This is a genomic window from Flavobacterium sp. 102, from assembly GCF_003634615.1.
In the GTDB taxonomy this organism is placed as follows: domain Bacteria; phylum Bacteroidota; class Bacteroidia; order Flavobacteriales; family Flavobacteriaceae; genus Flavobacterium.
The window spans coordinates 140503-160220 of record NZ_RBKX01000001.1 but is presented as its reverse complement, the minus strand read 5'-3'; the positions used below and the strand labels follow the sequence as shown (position 1 = coordinate 160220).

Annotated in this window: 12 protein-coding genes; 6 read left to right on the top strand and 6 right to left on the bottom strand. The window is 37.5% G+C overall.

Annotated features, from left to right (window positions below):
- Positions 1 to 19: 19 nt before the first annotated feature.
- From C8C84_RS00765 to C8C84_RS00750, 4 genes are all read right to left on the bottom strand, one after another.
- On the bottom strand, positions 20 to 1783 hold the full coding sequence (locus C8C84_RS00765) for an aromatic amino acid hydroxylase (protein ID WP_121311706.1): 1764 nt from the start codon (positions 1781 to 1783) through the stop codon (positions 20 to 22).
- Positions 1784 to 2029: 246 nt separating this feature from the next.
- Complete coding sequence (locus C8C84_RS00760; RefSeq protein ID WP_121311705.1) at positions 2030 to 2563, bottom strand: DUF4136 domain-containing protein; 534 nt, start codon at positions 2561 to 2563, stop codon at positions 2030 to 2032.
- A gap of 117 nt (positions 2564 to 2680) precedes the next feature.
- Positions 2681 to 4663: a urocanate hydratase gene (locus C8C84_RS00755; protein ID WP_121311704.1), complete on the bottom strand. Its 1983-nt coding sequence runs from the start codon at positions 4661 to 4663 to the stop codon at positions 2681 to 2683.
- Between the two features lie 167 nt (positions 4664 to 4830).
- Complete coding sequence (locus tag C8C84_RS00750; RefSeq protein ID WP_121311703.1) at positions 4831 to 5010, bottom strand: DUF5522 domain-containing protein; 180 nt, start codon at positions 5008 to 5010, stop codon at positions 4831 to 4833.
- Between the two features lie 719 nt (positions 5011 to 5729).
- Between C8C84_RS00750 and C8C84_RS00740 the strand changes: the two genes are divergently transcribed.
- Positions 5730 to 6491: a hypothetical protein gene (locus C8C84_RS00740; protein ID WP_121311701.1), complete on the top strand. Its 762-nt coding sequence runs from the start codon at positions 5730 to 5732 to the stop codon at positions 6489 to 6491.
- A gap of 62 nt (positions 6492 to 6553) precedes the next feature.
- Positions 6554 to 8326: a T9SS type A sorting domain-containing protein gene (locus C8C84_RS00735; RefSeq protein WP_121311700.1), complete on the top strand. Its 1773-nt coding sequence runs from the start codon at positions 6554 to 6556 to the stop codon at positions 8324 to 8326.
- A 56-nt stretch (positions 8327 to 8382) separates the two neighbouring features.
- On the opposite strand, the gene C8C84_RS00730 is transcribed toward C8C84_RS00735, so the two are convergent.
- Positions 8383 to 13638: a GEVED domain-containing protein gene (locus tag C8C84_RS00730; protein ID WP_158592535.1), complete on the bottom strand. Its 5256-nt coding sequence runs from the start codon at positions 13636 to 13638 to the stop codon at positions 8383 to 8385.
- Positions 13639 to 14268: 630 nt separating this feature from the next.
- On the opposite strand from C8C84_RS00730, the gene C8C84_RS00725 reads away from it, so the two are divergent.
- The 4 genes from C8C84_RS00725 to hemL all read left to right on the top strand — a co-directional run bounded on the left by C8C84_RS00725 (position 14269) and on the right by hemL (position 19287).
- Complete coding sequence (locus C8C84_RS00725) at positions 14269 to 16068, top strand: T9SS type A sorting domain-containing protein (protein ID WP_121314928.1); 1800 nt, start codon at positions 14269 to 14271, stop codon at positions 16066 to 16068.
- Positions 16069 to 16178: 110 nt separating this feature from the next.
- On the top strand, positions 16179 to 17081 hold the full coding sequence (locus tag C8C84_RS00720) for a 1-aminocyclopropane-1-carboxylate deaminase/D-cysteine desulfhydrase (RefSeq protein ID WP_121311698.1): 903 nt from the start codon (positions 16179 to 16181) through the stop codon (positions 17079 to 17081).
- The gene (locus C8C84_RS00715; RefSeq protein ID WP_121311697.1) at positions 17074 to 17973 is read left to right on the top strand and encodes a glucosaminidase domain-containing protein; all 900 of its coding nucleotides are present in this window, start codon (positions 17074 to 17076) and stop codon (positions 17971 to 17973) included. Before C8C84_RS00720 ends, C8C84_RS00715 begins: the two co-directional genes overlap by 8 nt.
- Before the next feature lie 27 nt (positions 17974 to 18000).
- Positions 18001 to 19287 carry a glutamate-1-semialdehyde 2,1-aminomutase gene (gene hemL / locus C8C84_RS00710; protein ID WP_121311696.1) on the top strand — a complete coding sequence of 429 codons (1287 nt, stop codon included), beginning with the start codon at positions 18001 to 18003 and terminating at the stop codon, positions 19285 to 19287.
- Positions 19288 to 19340: 53 nt separating this feature from the next.
- Here the strand turns inward: hemL and C8C84_RS00705 are convergent, their stop codons facing one another.
- Complete coding sequence (locus tag C8C84_RS00705) at positions 19341 to 19712, bottom strand: hypothetical protein (protein ID WP_121311695.1); 372 nt, start codon at positions 19710 to 19712, stop codon at positions 19341 to 19343.
- Positions 19713 to 19718: the final 6 nt, after the last annotated feature.

Below are 19718 nucleotides of genomic sequence, written 5' to 3'. Positions count from 1 at the left end.
CGCAGTAACAAAGGTTACATTAGTGCTGTAAACTTACTTTTTCTAAAAAAAGCCCCAGTCCGCCCGAGATTAAATGGGCAATTTCTGGACGATTTTGTTTTACTTTTTCGAGTTGTACTAACACATCATGAAGTAAAGTAGTATTATTGGTTTTATCGCAAAATTCTGCAATTTCAACACCAAGTAACCAATCATTAGGATGCTTTTCTTTTAGAATATCAAATGTTTTTTCGATTGAAATTACCGCAGGTTTTCCTTCGCGAATGTTTCGGATGTTGAGGTATAAGCCTTCTAATTCTTCCCTTTCAGGCGATTTTTTAGCTTTAATAGTATGACTTGAAGGTACATGATTAACCATGTCAAAACTATTCACATCAGCCGGACCTGAAAAAGCAGAAGTTACTTTTTTGCCTACAGCCATATCATAAACACCCCATTCAGGTTGGAATAAAACAATATCGTTGTGTGTTACAGTACAATTTTTAAAACTAATGATGATGATTTCGCCTTGAAGGTTTCTTGAACCGGTAATAATTTCTCCGGTAACGGTAATGTTGCCTTCAAATTCTAAAGTCACTTTTTCGGCTTCATAAATGTCATAAGCTCTTAAATCTCTTGGGCTCATATCTTCAATCGCCAAGTTGATGCCTTTTAGTTTTCCAATTGGAGAACCAAAACCTTCCGCGTGGTATTGTGTGCCGTGGCCTACTAATTCTTTTTCACGATAGGACAAAGCAGTTTTGCCGTTAGTTTGCACATAAACCGGTTTTCCTTCATGTTCAATAACATTGGTAAACAAACCTGAAATCTGAATTCCGGTACTCAATTCAATCGTTCCTAATGACTTGGAATTAATCAATTTTTGAATACCAGATAAACCTCCGGTACGCAATGCCATCGTGTTAGCAAACTCTTCCAAAACCAAACTTAATTCAGCAAAATCAGGCGTTACATACAACTGTGGTTGCGGTTTAGTAATGTCAAAACTTTGGTCTGCTGCCGAAATATCATAAGGGATTTTGGTGACATTGTCTGTCATGCACCAAGCACTTTCGCCTATCGAGGAAAGCAAACCGGCACCATAAATTTTTGGGTTATCAACCGTTCCGATTAAGCCATATTCTACAGTCCACCAATGCAGGTTTCTGATGCGGGACATTTCAGAGAGTTCTCCCATGTTATTTTGCAGAAACTCGACTTGGTCTTCGGCTTTCTTTATGTCGCTGGCAGGTGTTCCTTCCGCTTCTTTTAGGATAGATAATAAACGAATCGCTTCATACATTTCATAATCGCGCGAAGACGAAATGGCTTTACAACCAATTTCCCCAAAACGACGCAAATATTCCGCGTATTCCGGATTGGCAATAATAGGAGCGTGACCCGCGCCTTCGTGAATGATGTCCGGAGCCGGAGTATATTCGATGTGTTCTAGTTGACGAATGTCTGAAGCAATCACCAAAACGTTATACGCTTGAAATTCCATAAATGCATTGGGTGGAATAAATCCGTCCACAGCTACGGCAGCCCAACCGATTTCTTTCAAAATACGATTCATGCCATACATGTTCGGAATATTATCCACTTCCAAACCGGTTTTTTTCAAGCCTTCTAAATAAGATTCATGGGCAACTTTTGAAAGATAATCTACATTTTTACGCATCACATAACGCCAAACAGCCTGATTAATCGGAGTGTAATCGTCATAATCTTGCGGTTTGATAAACTGTTTCAAGTGCTTTGGTAATCTGTCAATCAAAGGGTTGCTTTCAAAATGGGCTTCCATAAATCTGGTTTTGTTGTGTTCGTAAATTTACAAATCTTAGGACAAACAAGTGTGATAAAAATCATAAAAAACTTTGAACAGCAATATTTTTAGGAGCTTAATCCGGCTTTCCATTATATCTTTTTCTTTTGCAAAGAAAAAGGATGCCATTGCAATCCGGGCTAGGAAAATCTGTCGTAATAAAAAAACCGTAACGTCTTGGTTACGGTTTATAGCTTAATCTGCCAACTGAATATTGAACACTGCCTACTTTTTCTGCGGTGGATATTGCTCTAATATTTTAGTCACAAACTCCTTAATCACTTCGTCTTTTTTATTGGTGTCTTTGGTTAAAACACCCTCGCCTTCACCTTGCCAAATCAGTTCTTTTTTCTTGGCATCAATAATATCGATGTAAAGTGTTCCTTCGGTGTGTCTCGATACAGAAGTGTTTCCGCCCCACAAGTAAGGATTCCAACCCCAGCCCCAGCCATAACCCCAGCCGGCATTGAATTGGTTTACATTAACTTCTTCTCTTTCCTTAGTAAAAAAAGAAACTAATAAGTCTGGTGTTTCGCTTTTAGAAAATCCTTTGGCTTCCATGGTTTCGTCAATAGAGCGAAGAATTCGTTTTTTATCCAAATCGGAAATCTCGGCTTTGTCAATTCCGGTTTTGTGAAAAGCATAAGTTTTATAAGGTGCAAAATCTACTTGCTTGTCATAATCGGAATTCACTTTGATGGAACTACACGATGCGAGAACAAAGAGTAGGAGTAACGGTAAAATTTTAATTGATTTCATATTTGTTTTTTTTTAGATTTTAGGCTTAGCTTCGCTCTGTTCGACCTTCGGTCTCGGGTCTTAGATTGTTAGATTCGAAATTAATCATGATTATCTTGTCTAAGTCAGTCCAATAATCTAAAATTCTAACAATCCATCATCAACTATATTAGGGATGGTAACTTTTAATAAAGGTTGCGTCTGCATCGCTCTCTTAATAGCGAAAATGGCACCTTCATTTCGGGCCCAACTTCTTCGGGAAATCCCGTTGTTTACATCCCAGAAAAGCATTGATTCTAAACGCCTTGACGCTTCTTTTGAACCATCAAGAACCATACCAAAACCACCATTTATAACTTCGCCCCAACCAACACCGCCGCCGTTATGAATCGATACCCAAGTTGCGCCACGGAAACTGTCTCCGATAACGTTGTGAATCGCCATATCAGCAGTAAATCTGGAACCGTCATAGATATTGGAAGTTTCTCTGTATGGAGAATCCGTTCCGGAAACGTCATGGTGATCTCGACCTAAAACTACGTAACCAATTTCGCCACGAGCAATCGCTTGGTTGAAAGCTTCGGCTATTTTGATTCGACCTTCCGCATCGGCGTAAAGGATTCTAGCTTGTGAACCTACGACTAGTTTATTTTCTTGTGCGCCTTTAATCCATTGGATGTTATCGGCCATTTGTTGTTGGATTTCTTCAGGGGAGTTTTTCATCATTTTTTCCAAAACATCACAGGCAATTTTGTCAGTCTTGGCTAAATCATCCGGATTTCCTGAAGCACAAACCCATCGAAATGGTCCGAATCCGTAGTCAAAACACATGGGTCCCATGATATCCTGCACATAACTTGGGTATTTGAAATCGATGTGATTTTCTGCCATAATATCAGCTCCGGCACGAGAAGCTTCCAATAAGAATGCATTTCCGTAATCAAAGAAATAAGTTCCTTTGGCGGTGTGTTTGTTGATGGCTGCGGCGTGACGGCGCAGTGTTTTTTGGACTTCTTCTTTGAATTTCTCCGGATTATTCGCCATCAAATCATTGGACTCCTCGAAAGTATATCCGGTAGGATAATAACCACCAGCCCAAGGATTGTGAAGTGATGTTTGGTCGGAACCTAAATCGATGTGTAAATTCTCTTGGTCAAAGCGTTCCCAAACATCAACGACATTTCCTAAATAAGCAATCGAAACTACCTCTTGATTGTCTAATGCCTTTTTAACTCTTGGTACTAAATCTTCTATTTTTTCAATTACTTCGTTGATCCAACCTTGGGAATGGCGAATGTGTGTAATTTTTGGATTGACTTCGGCACAAACGGTTACGCAGCCTGCTATGTTTCCGGCTTTGGGTTGGGCACCACTCATTCCGCCAAGTCCAGAAGTCACGAATAAACCGCCTTTTGGCGATTTTTTTATTTTTCGGAAGCCGTTTAAAACCGTAATGGTTGTTCCGTGAACGATGCCCTGCGGACCGATATACATATAGCTTCCCGCGGTCATTTGACCATATTGAGAAACGCCCAACGCATTCATTTTTTCCCAATCATCCGGTTTGGAATAATTTGGAATGACCATCCCGTTGGTCACTACGACTCTTGGTGCTTCAGTATGCGATGGGAATAATCCCATTGGGTGACCGGAATACATGACTAAAGTTTGTTCTTCGGTCATTTCGGACAAGTATTTCATGGTCAAAAGATATTGCGCCCAGTTCTGGAATACCGCTCCGTTTCCGCCATAAGTGATTAACTCGTGCGGGTGTTGTGCCACGGCGTAATCCAAATTGTTTTGAATCATCAGCATGATGGCTTTCGCTTGTTCGCATTTTCCCGGGTATTCTGAAATAGGGCGCGCATACATTTTGTAATCGGGGCGAAGGCGGTACATGTAGATGCGACCGTAAGTTTCCAGTTCGGCTTTGAATTCCGGAATTAAAGTCGCATGGTGATGCGGTTCGAAATAGCGTAAGGCATTTTTTAACGCTAATTTTTTCTCGTCATCAGAGAGTATTTCTTTGCGTTTGGGTGCGTGATTGATTTCGGGTTCGTAAGGTTTTGGATTTGGTAAAACCGTTGGGATTCCTTGTAGTATTTGTTCTTGGAAAGTCATATTTTTTAGTTGCTGAGGTTCTGAGGGACTAAGGTTCTGAGTTTTTTTGTGTTTCTAAGTTGTTGCGTTAGGGATAGAGGCGATATCCTCGAAGAGATAAAGCCGATAGCCCGACCTGAAAGGGAACGCCATTTTTTTTATTACTGAACACTGCGACTGAACGCTGTTTACTTTTTTTTAATTGTTCCTGTTTTCTTATCAAATCCGTACGGACAATGACGGCAACCGCTTCGGCAGCAATAGCCGCGTTTTAAATGGTATTTTTCAGTGAAACATCGGTAACCTTCGGGTGTTAAGTAATAATCTTCGCCTTCGATTAATTTATTTTCATTATTTTGCTCGTTCATAGGCACAAATTTAAAGACTTTATCAGTAATGATTATAATCGTTTCGAAATATTTAATTCCAAAAGGTTTCAGAGGACTGACTGTTTTTCCGTTTGTGGTTTTGAAGTATCGGGAAAGTACAAGCGATTTGACTTTAATGAATCATGAAAAGATTCATTTGCGCCAGCAATTGGAGTTGTTGGTTTTGCCTTTTTTTATTTGGTATGGACTGGAGTTTTTGATCCGACTTTCATTGCTGAAAAATAGACATCTTGCCTACAGATCTATTTCCTTTGAAAAGGAAGCTTATCAGAACGAGAACAATATAATTTATTTTTCCGAGCGTAAGTTGTTTTCGTTTTTAAAGTTTCTTTAAACACCTCTTTTTTTATAAATTCATAGTTCGATTTTTCCTTTAGTAATAGATTGTATTTGTGAATTTGACATTCGCAAAGTTAAACAAAAATGGAAGTTAAGTTGTTTTAAGAAGTAAAAAATGGTGCATATTGCAATTAAAATAATGTAATTAAACTATAAAAATCGCAATTTGTCGACATTATTTTTGTTTCATTAAATATTATATTGTAGGTTTGTTGAAGAAATCAGAAAGAAAATTATAGGCCAATTGAAGCTTGCTAAAATGAAATATTCAAAAAATGAATCTCCTATTTTAATTCGGCAATAATTGGGCTGTAAGTTTTAAATACCACCTTTTGAATTAACCCCTAAATTTAAAAGACATGAAAAAAAATCTTTACTTAACCTTAATCTTGTTATCATTTCAGGCTCATTCTCAAATAGGAATTGGTACTGACACACCAGTTGCTACTTTAGATGTAAGAGAAATAGATCCTGCCACACCAACCGCCGAAGCGGGCATCGCTATTCCACAGGTAAGTGTTTTGCCTTCCTCGGGAAATAGATCCGGGCAAATTGTTTTTTTAACTTCCAATAATACTTATTGCTTTTATGCCGGTTCTGACTGGAAGCCGATGTATGCTCAGGTTTACAATTTTGGTGATGTCAAACATGGTTTTCAAACGGGTGATCACAATGGATGGGTTTTGTTAGATGGAAGAGCTAAAAGTAGTTTGACTGTCAATCAACAAGCTGCCGCTACCGCTTTAGGTATTGGAACTAACCTGCCTAATCTTGCTGATAAAAGCATTGTTGGTGTTAGTGATACTAAAACACTTAATACTATCGGAGGAAGTTCTTCGGTAACTATCGACCAGAATCAATTGCCCAATGTTACTTTGACAACTAGTACTAATGGAGATCATACGCACAATACAGGAGCGGATGGAAGTGCTCTGTTAACATCGGTTTTGGGGATATCATTAGGATCAGTAGTTCGGCCTACAAGTGAAAGTCGCTCTACCACTTCGAGTGGTTCACATTCGCATACAACATCCTCTATCAACGGAGGTGTTGCTCAGCAATCGGTTACGGTTCAAAACCCTTATTTAGCGATAAACGGATTTATTTATCTAGGCTTATAAAGAATACACTTTCCCCCAAAAGTGTATTTTTTGTAACTTATAAATATTTAAAAAAGTGTATTATGAAAAACCTACTTTGCATATTACTTTTATCTGTTTCCTTTGTGTCTACATCGCAACTTTATGTGAGTGACAACAGCTTTATATACAATAAGGGAAGGCTGATTTATGTGAAAGGAAAAATTGAACTTAACGGTGCAAGTCATTTGTATTTGAGAAATAACGGCCAATTGATTCAGGGAACTACAAGCGCTTCAGTCAACACAGGAACTGGGAAATTGTCTGTTTTTCAAGAGGGTACCGTCAATAATTTTTGTTATAATTATTGGTGTTCTCCGGTGGGTAATGCTTCAACGAATTCCGGCAATGAAGATTTTGGGATAACCATGTTAAATGTGCCGACTTCCAAGACAATGAGCAATCCGGCAACGATGAATAGTGGTTTAAATGGTGTTAGCGGTACAGGAAGTTTGTCGATTGCGAGTTATTGGATATGGAAATTTTTATCTTCTTCCAGTTATTCGCAATGGTTTCATTCAGGTGCCAATACCAATATAAGTGCGGGACAAGGCTTCACAATGAAAGGAACAAGCGGTTATGATCTTACAGACGTTGGTGAAACTGCGGTAAATAATTTTGGAAATGCCCAAAGATACGATTTCAGAGGTAAGCCTAATGATGGAAATATTACTGTTAATGTAGCAGCTAATGGTTTTACTTTGACCGGAAATCCTTATCCTTCAGCACTGCATGTGAATGCTTTTTTATTGGATGAAGCTAATTCGGCTTGTGATGGAGTAGCTTATTATTGGGAACAAGATAAAACGGTCAATTCGCATGTTTTGTCAGAGTACCAAGGCGGTTACGGAACTTATTCGCCTATTAGTTTGGAATCCGATGGCGTTTATGTTCCTGCAACATACAATACTTATAATGTAGATGGAACGTTGAATAATGCCGGAGCTTCTTCCGGATTGAGTGTGGAAAGAAAATATGCGCCTATTGGACAAGGGTTCATGGTGAAGGGTGTTTTTGACGGGAATTTGACACTCAAAAATGAGTATCGCGTTTATAAGAAAGAAGGTGACTATTCGCAATTTCAACGTCAGATGGGTAATTTGACTACAGAGACCAATGAAGTGATTGGTATTCCGCAAATTCATATCAATACGATTATGAACAATCAATATACCAGCCAAATTGCATTAGCATTTGTACCAACGGCAACAGACGGAGTTGATGTTGGTATTGATGCTAAAAGTCCAGTTGATAACAACGTTCCTAATGATGTTTATTTCTTTTTGAATAATGAAAAATTTGTTATTCAGGGAGTGGCTTTTGATGTTGATAAAAGAATTTCTTTAGGTGTTAAATCAACTAATAATGCTACTTTTAAGTTTGATGCTTCTCAGGTTTTGAATGTTGATGAAACCCAACCGATATACCTGTATGATGCGCAAGATGAATCGTATCATGAGATTAGAAATAACACCTATGAACTAGTTTTGCCAACCGGAATTTACAATAATCGTTTTGAGATTACATTTAAAGACAATTCTTTGAATAACAATAATAACGACATTAAATCTGATGTTGGTGTTTTTCAAAATAATAGCGCTCAAATGCTGATCATCTCTAATCCAAATTCGATTGCATTGCGTTCGCTTAGTTTTTATGATTTAAGCGGAAAGTTGATTTTCAATAAAGAAAATTTAGATTCTCGGGAAAACTATCAATTTTCAACCAGCGGATTGAGTAATGGTGTTTATCTGATTGAAGTAACTGCAAGTGATAAAAGGAGAATGGTTCAAAAAGTAATGATTACCTCTTTATAAAAAACAAAAGACCTTAGTTTGTAAGGTCTTTTGTTTTTCTAAGTAAATTTTAAAAATTAGTAAACCACTTTCCGGATTACGGTTTCGCCCGTTTGTAATTTTATCTTTAACAATAAACCTGCATTGTTTTTTCTCAAGTTAAAAAGGGTGAAATAATTGGTATTGATGTTTGGATAAGTATCTAGTTTTTGGCCTAAAAGATTATAAACAATTATGGATTCCATTTGAAGATTGTTAGAACTTACACTTACAACATCTTTAATTACAACTCTGACGTTGTTGTCTGTAGAGAACTCAGGATTCCCAAGTGTGTTGTTAAGATAAACTACTTTGAATCTATCCTTGATCAAACCGTTTGAAGCGGAGAATTGATAAGGACTGGCTTTTAAATTGTGGGTAATATTCAATAAATTATCTTTAAGGTAGATATCTTGTTCGTTGAATAAACCGTCAATGGCTGCCAAGGCAATAGTGTAAATTCCTGAGTTTGGAATGTTTACGCCAATTGGCACTTCGTCATAAATATTGAATGGTAGTGAGCGACCTTGAATAGAGTACAAGCTATCATCAATTAAAGAGTAGATTTGTGTACTCCCGGTATTTTGGGTCTTGCAATCGAAGAAATTATCCTCGTCCATTGTTGCTTCTTGTATATAGCCAAATAAAGTTCTTTCAGACTGACCAGTTGCGCTAATGATGTCTAGCCAAATTCTGTTTCTTTCTAAATTCTCAACATTATTACCGCTTGAACTATTAGTTGTGTTAGAAGAAAATCTGTAAAAAGAACTATTGCTGTAAGTGGCGCTTCTCAAATTATTTGTAAAAGTTACAGTGTCACTTCCGGCAGTTCCGTCAATCATTTGTACAAAGAAACCTTGTCCGGAGCCAATAAATAAATCCGCCGCTGCCGCTGGACAGCAACTGGTGCCGGTAAAATTGTAAGTCAAATAATCTCCAGGACTATAGTTATAAACAAAAGAATCGTAAAACGGATTGGCAATCGCAGTGGGTAAAGTTCCATGCGTCCAAAGTCTAATATTGCCCATAAGTTTGGTGTTGTTATCAAACAAGAACTGACTCCCTCGAATAGCTGATGGGTAAGGGTTTCCGAGTAAATTCCAGTTGTCACTATAGTTGGTTATTTGAACACCATTAGTGCCATAATGCAACCCTGTGTTGGTGTCATTTCCTCTTTCTATAGCTACGGTTATGTTTCCGTTGTTGGGTACTCCTGTAAAAATACCATTTAAAGTTGCCGCAGTAGAAGAACTAAAGCTTGATGGGCCACTGGCGATATATCCTTTTCCGGCTATCATTGTATTACCGGCGGCATTTTCCCAATTGCCTTGACCGCCGTTAGGGTTTACTACTGTTGTGTTCCATTTATAAATTCCCCATGAAGTCAAGGGTGATGCAATATTACTCACGTTGAAACCGGCTACTGGTGATGACCAATAAACATAGTCAAGACTTCTGATAAAAGCATTCCGTCTATAAACAATGTTACCGGTATTAGCATTGTTATTTATTTGAACTAAACTCGCATTATTGTTGATTAAGAAAGTTCCATTGGCTTGGACATTTACCCAGTCAGTAACGGTTATGCTATTGTTTGAATTGATGGTTAATACGGCTCCGTCTAAAACAGTTAGCGAACCTGCTAAACCATTGTAGCCAGTTCCTGAAACAATAGGATCGTTTGCGGTATCAGGTATTACTACACAATCTGTTGCAGTAGGTAATGTTCCTCCTGACCAATTTGAAGTTGCATTCCAATCTGATGAACCGCCGAGCCAAGTTTTTCCATAGGAGACAATTGCACTTCCGCTAACGTTAGCCGCTACAGCAGGACAATTACTGTCACTTGTAGCGGTTAAAGTATAAGAGGTAGTAGTGGTAGGTGAAACAGTAAATGTATAGGGAGTTGCTGTAATTCCGGATACAGTTGTTGGCGTAGTTCCGTCAGTGTAAGTTACACTCCAAGGCTGATTTCCTGTTAAGGCTACACTTATAGTGGTGCTTGTGTCACAAATTGAACCCGCTCCTGAAATAACAGCTGTTGGGCCTTGAATAACAATATTCGCTGCAGTTCTAATACTTGGATAGGCAGAACAAGCTGCGTAAAAAGTATAGGTTCCCGGTGTGTTGGTGTTTGAAAGTCCTGAACCGGATACTCCAACAGGATTAAAAGGTGTTCCTGTGCCTATGGGAGTTCCCCCTGAAGCTGAAGTATACCATTGAAGTATGCCGTTAGTTCCTGATGCTAGTGTTCCTGGTCCAGTGATGTTCCAAGTGTAATTATTTGTAATGGTTGTGTTGCTAAATGAATAAACTGTAGTAATTAAAGTGTAAGTAACTCCTGCAGTTAAGTTTGCGGAGATTTCTGACTCCAAAGAAGTAGCTCCTCCATCATCATCTCCTGCTATCCATGTTCCGGTTGCGCAACTTCCTGGGGTGAAACCACCTGTTACGATATACCCCATTCCATCATAAGCTGATGTGTCAGCCATGGCAAAAACGTATGTGCCTGATACACTAACCTGGAAGTTAAGAGTGGTGTAATTTGCGGTTTCAGTATCAAAAGCGCAAGGATCTTCACTCGATATGAAAATTAGAGGCTGAAGCGCGATTGGATCTGTTGCCGCGTTCCACGAACCATTTATAGTATTCCCTAAATTGGTAGAAGCAGCACAACTAGCAGTAGCGGAAATTATTGTGCTTGCTCCTTGGCATATTGTTGCCCCTGTCGTTATGGGTGGGGCAATTAGAGTAGAAAATGTATAGGGTATCCATATGCCTTGACCGGTTGCACCACCACAATCTGAACGAACCCAAATGAAGTAGTTCGTTCCGGCAACAAGACTTGTTAAATTTACTGAAGTTACTCCGGCCGCTGTATCCCCTGTTGGGGTTGTACCGGCTGTTGGGATTGTAGCAGAGGTTGATAGATAATAGTCATAACCATTTGCCGGAGCAGGTGAAGCGGCAGTCCAAGAGACTGTTGCAGTAGTTGTTGTTAATGAAGAAGCTGTTATTGCAGAAGGATTTCCCGAGCAAGGCAGCGATAAAATTGTTAAAGTGTAATCTTCGGTTTCGCCAAAGCTAATTTCACCACAAGATTCCGGACTTGAATCATCATAGTCTATTCTTATCCTCATTCTATAATTTCCAGGTAATGCAGACGAAGAAACAGCAAAGCTACCTGTTGCATCTAATACTGTGCCAGCAGAGGTGTAAACACGTTCTCCTGCATCATCAAAGTCTAAATCATTATTCCAATCTACCCATATAGAAAAACCATAATAGTCGTAATAAAAATCGGCGGAAAAATTAATCGTACCATAAGGTAATTGACTAACAGTCATTCCTGTAAAGTCACCATATCCGGATGTAGAAAACCCAGTACTGTTATTGGTAATATTCGCTACACCGCCAGTAGTTGAAAAACTATCTATATATTCTCCTGTATAATATGAAGTTGCGGAGCAATATCCCGTTGTTGTTGAGCCTTGAGTATAAGTGCTGTTACAACCATTGGATGCTCTAATTCTATAATAATAAATGGTGTTTCCTGTTAATCCTGCTAAGTTGTAAGATGTAGTTGGGTTACTTATTGTGAATGGTGAACCGACTACGTTTGAGGTATAACCGGCATCTGTGGTTACTTGAAGTGTATATGTTACGGCATTGGCACCACCACCTATTGATGTTGGCCAACTAAAATTGATACTTGTTAATGTAGCAGTTGTAGAAACTGGCGAGGGCGCAACAGGACAAGTAACAGCATTTCCGGATAATGGAGCTGATAAATGATAAATTGGTCCTCCTATACAACTTGAGTTGTTGTAAGCATAGATATAGTAATAATAGCGGGTATTGCCATTTAAGCCTGACGTTGTAATAGAGGTGGAATTACTACTTTGAACAAAAGTCAAACCTGAACCTAATGTTGCAATATTAGTAGCATCGTAAATTGTTCCGTTTGAAGGTGAAGTCGGAGGTGTTGATGAAGTAGATAGTATCACCAAATAGCCACTTGCGGTTCCTGAAAATGTTGCCGGGAAGGTTGAAGAAGTTACTGTGCCTGTTGTAAAACCTGTCGCTTGTGAGCTTGGTGCTGTACAATTGGGTAGCGTTGTCACGCAAATGGCAAACGAACCCTGTGATCCGATAGTATTTGCGTTACTGTGAACTCTAACATAATAAGTGTTGCCAATGGTAAGTCCGCTTAAAGTTGTTGTTTCAACGGAAGAACCTGTTGTAGTATTGACACAAGCTATGTTGGTTAATCCTCCACAATTTCCACTATAAACTTGAAAAACGGCATTGTTAAGTGTGTTTGGTGTAACAGTAACTACATGATTAGTTGAGGTAGCCGTAAAATGATACCATACATCATCATCAGAGTTTCCATCACAGCTCGTAGATGATTGCGTGGCGCCGGAAGTATTTCCATTTGTACTGGTTGTACAAGTAGCAGTTGGGTTTACAGTTAAACCAACAGAAGTACTACAATCGTCATTTGATGGTGGTACTACACAACTTCTTGAAATGGTGAAGGTTCCGGTTGTGGTTGAGCCTGATAAGTAATGTGCAAGATAAACATAATAGGTAGTTCCGTTTACTGAGGTGAATGTGTATGTTTCTCCTGCAGTACTATTGTCTACGCAATCAATACTGGTAAAAGACCCACAGCTTCCCGAAGAAATTGACATTTCATGGTCAAATGAAGCCGTAGATGAAATAGTAGTGGCTTGTCCGTTTCCAACAAAAGTGTACCATTTGCCATAATTACTTATTGAACATCCTAATCCATGTGGAATGTTAGTTGTGCCTACAGTAGTCCCAGCAAGATTTGTAGTTCCGCAAGGTAGTGACACTGCAGCATCACATTGGCTAGTGGTAACGGTTACTGCGCTTAAATTCATTATATTATTTGCTGAATTAACAACTCTAATATAATAGGTGTTAGTTGCGACAAGACCAGTTAAATTCATTACTTCTGTTTGGGGACCAGCAGTCGTATTAGTATTAGAACAGTTGAACTGTGTAAGAGAGCCGCAAGCACCAGAATATGCATATATTACAAGTTGTCTGTTGGTTGAAGTCACAGTCACAGTGGCGATAGAACTTGTGGCTACAAATTTATACCAACCATCTCGTGATGTTGAGCCTCCTGAACAACCAGTGGCAATAGTCGGGTCATTTATAACAGCGTCGGATATAGTTCCTCCTACAGCTGCCCCGTTTACAGTTAAAAGTGTCGCATTTAAACAATCTGCTCCTTGAGACTGTACTTTGCCCGAATGCAAAAGAATTGTTAGAAATGAAAAATAAAAAATAAACCTACAAATTTTAGATTCGGAATTTGAAAAAAAGTATTTATGTTTCATGTTTAATTATTAATGATAAGATGCTAAGCTTATACGGGTGCAAAGTAATAATATTTTGCAAATAGTTTAAATAAAAACATTAAAACTCAATAAATTAACGGATATAGTGTAAATATTCTCAGTTAATTTTATGAAATGTCACAAAAATAATAATTGCAAAAATACATTCGAAATCTGTATTGTTTATATTGAAAAAAACTAAATAAAATTCTGTTAATCAATTTATTGTATTTTTTTTGCTATATCTTTTTTTTAGAAATAATTAAATAATTGTAAAAAAGAAAAGTTAAAGTTAAAAATATAATTTAGTATTCAATACTAATTTGATATGAAGTAACTTAGAATAAAAACTACAGAATAAGTTTGCAAAAAAAAGCATTGGCTTTAAATAAATAATTTTTCAATGTTTTAGAGTGTCATTTTTAAGAATGGTCTTGTTAATTAAAGGAAATCTATTTGGAGTTAAAGGATTTGTTTTTTATTTATTGATGTGTTATGCTTTTTTTATATATTAGTATTTTTAATGCTTGTTTTTATGGTGTTTATATTATGAAAAAGCTTTTTTGTGTATTTATTTTATTCGTTTCAAATGTTCTTTTGGCTCAATTATACGTTAGTTCTAACAGCTACATGTTTGTAAAAGATCGATACGTTTTTGTAAATCAAGATGTCAATCTTCAAAGTGCCGGTAACGTTTATCTAAGAAATGAAGGGCAATTTTTGCAAGGAACCACAAGTACTTCATTAAACAAAGGGGAAGGTGTCTTGTCTGTTTTTCAAGAAGGAACTTCCGATAATTATGATTATAATTATTGGTGTTCTCCTGTTGGAAATGCTTCTAATTCAGATGGGAACGAAAATTTTGGAATCACTATGTTACATCGACCGTCGTCTGTAATTAATAGCAATCCTGCCACTATGCTTTCTTCTGGTTATGATGGTGTTTCAGATAATGGCTCATTATCAATAGCGACTTATTGGATTTGGAGATTTTTGTCTAGTGCTACTTATTCTCAATGGATACATTCCGAAGCCAATACAGATATTGAAGCCGGACAAGGTTTTACCATGAAAGGAACCAGTGGAAGTGATAATACCAATGTCGGAGAAGTAGCTTTAAATAATCCCGGAAGTGCTCAGAGATACGATTTTAGAGGAAAACCTAATGACGGAAATATAACGGTTGGAGTTGCTGCTGATAATTTCACCTTAACCGGAAATCCTTATCCTTCAGCTTTACATGTTAATGCTTTTTTGTTAGATGCTTCTAATGTTGATTGCACCGGGATTGCCTATTATTGGGAACACGATAAAACGGTAAATTCTCATTTGCTGTTAGCTTATCGTGGAGGATATGGAACCTATGCGCCGATTAGCATAAGTCCAACTGAATATGGAGTTTATGTGCCGGCTACTTTCAATTCGTATAATATTGACGGAACTTTAAATACTGTTGGCGCTTCTTCGGGACTGACATCAATTCAAAGAAAATACGCTCCTGTCGGGCAAGGGTTTATGGTTAGAGGAATTGCATCAGGATCACCAACATCCATAACTTTAAAAAACAGCCACAGAACTTTTTATAAAGAATCAGACGCTTATTCTGAATTTGAAAGAAATGGGAATAGTCAAAATAATGTTACTCAGTCCGAACCGATAAATCACATCGCACAGATACGTTTGAATACTATAATGGACAATCAATTTACCAGACAAATCGCTTTGGTTTTAATGCCTACAGCTACTGATGGTATTGATAGAGGAATCGATGCGAAATCGCCTGTTGAAGAAACTATTCCGAATGATGTTTATTTCTTTTTAGACAACAGCAAATTTGTTATTCAAGGCGTAGCATTTGATGTGAACAAAAGAATTCCAGTCGGTGTGAAATCTACTAATAATGCTACTTTCAAGTTTGATGCTTCGATGATATCAAATTTTGATGAGTCTCAGGATGTTTTCATGTATGATGCTCAAGATAATATTTATCACGATATTAGAAATAGTACTTACGAAGTGGTTTTGCCTACCGGTGTTTATAACAATCGATTCGAAATCACCTTTAAAGATGCCAACTTAAATAATGAGTCAAATATAAAATCGGATTTAGTTATTTTTCAAAATAATGCGGTGCAAACTTTTACGGTTTCTAACCCAAATGCATTAGATTTAAAATCGGTTAAGCTATACGATATCACCGGAAAGCAAATTTTTGACAAACAAAATTTAGGGGTTCAAAACAGCTACGAATTTTCAACAAATGGTTTGGCCGGAGCAGTTTATTTGGTTGAGGTTGTAACTAATGACAATCGGAAAATGGCACAGAAAATCATAGTTTCTAACCAATAAGAAATTTTTAAAAGAGATTTATAATCGCTTTTTTATGGAGAGAGAACAGTGTTTCGTACCTTTGTTACCCGAGACCTTTAGGTCGAACTGTACAAAGTAAAAACCACTTTTTGGAAAGTTATAATCAAAAAATTGAAATCGAGAACCCGGATTATTCGCTTTACATCAAGCGCGAAGATTTGCTGCATCCTTATATTTCAGGTAACAAATTCAGAAAACTGAAATACAATTTGGCACAAGCCAAAAATGAAAACAAGCCAACTTTATTGACTTTCGGAGGTGCTTTTTCCAATCATATTTTAGCGGTTGCTGCTGCCGGAAAGGAAAATGGTTTTAAAACCATTGGCGTAATTAGAGGCGATGAGTTGCGAGACAAAATCACTGAAAATCCTACCTTGCAAAAAGCCCAAGATTTCGGAATGGTTTTTGAGTTTGTTTCCAGAGAAGTTTACAGCCAAAAGAGCAACTGTGATTTTATACTGAAATTAGAAGAGAAATTTGGTGATTTTTATCTCTTGCCCGAAGGCGGAACCAATGATTTAGCCATAAAAGGATGTGAAGAGATTTTAACTGAATCCGATGGTATCTTCGACTATATTTGTTGTGCAATAGGAACTGGTGGTACGATTTCAGGAATTATAAATTGTTCAAAAAGTAGTCAACAAGTTTTGGGATTTCCTGCTTTGAAAGGTGATTTTTTAAGGGAAGATATTCGTAAATTTGTTCAGAATCAAAATTGGGAATTGTTCACAGAGTATCATTTTGGTGGTTACGCCAAAGTCACAACGGAATTAGTACAATTCATCAATAATTTTTATCAAACACATCAAATCCCTTTAGATCCGATTTACACCGGAAAAATGGTTTATGGTGTTTTAGATTTAATGGAAAAAGAATGGTTTCCAAAAGGCTCAAAAATACTATTGATTCACACTGGCGGTTTGCAAGGAATTAAAGGTATGAACCGCTTATTAAAACAAAAAAACCAAATCGAAATAAAAACCTATGATTAAGAAACTTTTTTTATTACTCCTTATGATTTTTGTGGCTTCTTGTGGTTCAAACCAATCAGTAGTCAGAACGTCACAACCTGATCCAAGAAAAGCAACAACTCCGGTTGCGCAAAGAGTCAAGAAACCGATTTACAGACCAAATCAACCTAAAAAACCGGAAGCAGTTGCGCAAAAAACAACCACAACTATTCCGAACAATTCTAGTTCTACAGAGATTTTAGAAGCAACAACCAGAGTTAGAGTAACTACTGAAATGGTCTTGGCTTATATAGATAAATACAAAGCCATCGCCAAAGAAAATATGGAAAAAACCGGAATTCCGGCCAGCGTTACTTTAGGACAAGCTATCTTAGAATCAGGTGCTGGAACAGGTCCGTTAAGCATGCAGGCTAATAATCATTTTGGAATCAAATGCCATAAAGAATGGACCGGACCAAGTATAAGATATACTGATGATGAAGAAAATGAGTGTTTTAGAAAATATGATGATCCAAGTGGTTCATTCCGTGATCATTCTTATTTTTTAACTAGTCGTCCGCGTTATGCTTCCTTATTCCAACTGGGTAAAAATGATTATGCGGCTTGGGCGAGAGGTTTAAAAGCTGCCGGTTATGCTACGGATCCTAAATATCCTGAAAAATTGATTGGTTTGATTGAGCGTTATCAGTTGGCTAAATATGATGCTGAAGTTTTAGGCAAAGACTATGTTTCTATGGCTGTTGCCAAAAAAGAAATAGTGTATGCTGAAGAAGTTGAAAGATACACTGTGGTCAAAGGTGATACCTTATATTCATTATCTAAAAAGTTCAATATTTCGATTGAAGAATTAAAAAGAAAAAACAATATGAACGATAATTCATTGTCTCTTGGGCAAACTATTATCGTTAAGTAAATTCCAAATAAAAACCCCATTTAAGATATGATTTATCAAAGAAGCAGTCAGTTGTTTGCTGAAGCTGAAAAAGTGATTCCAGGTGGTGTGAATTCACCTGTAAGAGCATTTAAAGGAGTAGGCGGAACGCCTATTTTTGCCAAAAGTGCCAAAGGCGCTTACTTGTATGATGAAGATGATAACCGATTGATTGACTATATCAATTCTTGGGGGCCAATGATTTTAGGGCATGCTTTCCAACCTGTAGTGGATGCCGTTGTTGAAAAAGCTAAAAAAGGAACTTCCTTCGGAATGCCTACCGAATTAGAAACCAAAATCGCTCAGTTAGCCATTGCTATGGTGCCGAATATTGACAAAATTCGTTTTGTAAATTCAGGAACCGAAGCTTGTATGAGCGCAATTCGTCTCGCCAGAGGATTTACAAAAAGAGATAAAATTATCAAATTTTCAGGTTGTTATCACGGTCATTCGGATTCTTTTTTGATAGCAGCAGGAAGCGGATTAAGTACATTTGGCGTACCAAACAGTCCGGGAGTTACGCAAGGAACAGCCAAAGATACCTTATTGGCGAACTACAATGATTTAGAAAATGTAAAAGCATTATTCGAAGCCAGTAAAAATGAAATCGCTGCTATTATCATCGAACCGGTTGCCGGAAATATGGGTTGTGTACCTCCAAAAAATGGGTTTTTACAATCACTTCGTGAAGTTTGTGATGCCAATGGCGCATTGCTGATTTTTGATGAAGTCATGACTGGTTTTCGCTTGGCTAAAGGTGGCGCGCAGGAATTATATGGTGTAACTGCAGATATTGCTTGTTTTGGAAAAGTTATTGGCGGTGGTTTGCCGGTTGGTGCTTTTGCAGCACGCCATGAAATCATGGATTATTTAGCGCCGCTTGGACCGGTTTATCAAGCCGGGACTTTGTCAGGAAATCCGTTGGCGATGGCTGCCGGTTTGGCTATGTTGGAAGCTTTAAATAACGATGTCGATATTTTTAAAAGACTGGAAGAAAAAACCGCTTATTTGTACAAAGGTATTCACAAAGTTTTGAGTGATAATAATATTGTGTTTACCATTAACAGAGTAGGATCGATGATTTCAGTTCATTTTGATGCGAATCCGGTTGTCGATTTTCAAACGGCTAAAAATGGCGATAATGAAACCTTTAAGAAATTCTTTCACGGGTTGTTGAACGAAGGAGTTTATATTGCGCCATCGGCATATGAAACCTGGTTTATTACTGATGCGTTGACTTATGAAGATTTAGATTTTACGATTAATGCAATCAATAAAGTTGCCCAAAAATTATAAAATAAAAAAAGCCCTTTTCATCGAAAAGGGCTTTTTTGTATCATATATTAACCTTAGTTAATTAATTTTTGAAGTAATTCAGGATTTTTTTCTAATTTTCCCATTTGGTTTTCGTCCAATGAAGCTCTGATTTTAGCCTCTATCACTCTAGCCAATTCAGCTTTTCTTTCTGGAGTTAAGTTGCTCTCCAAAGTTCTGTGCTTTTGTTCAAAAAGTCTATAGAAATCAGCGTTTTGAGTGTCGCTTAAACCTAATAATAGTGTTAACTCTGTAGCTTCTTTTTTTGCTTTTTCAACAGATGTAAATTGTTTGTTTATGGATTCGCTTTTTGCTTTTTCAGCAGCGGTAGCACTCTTTTTATCTTGTGCATTTGCATTGATAGTGAATGCTAACATGATTGTTAAAGCAGCAATTAATTTTTTCATTGGTAT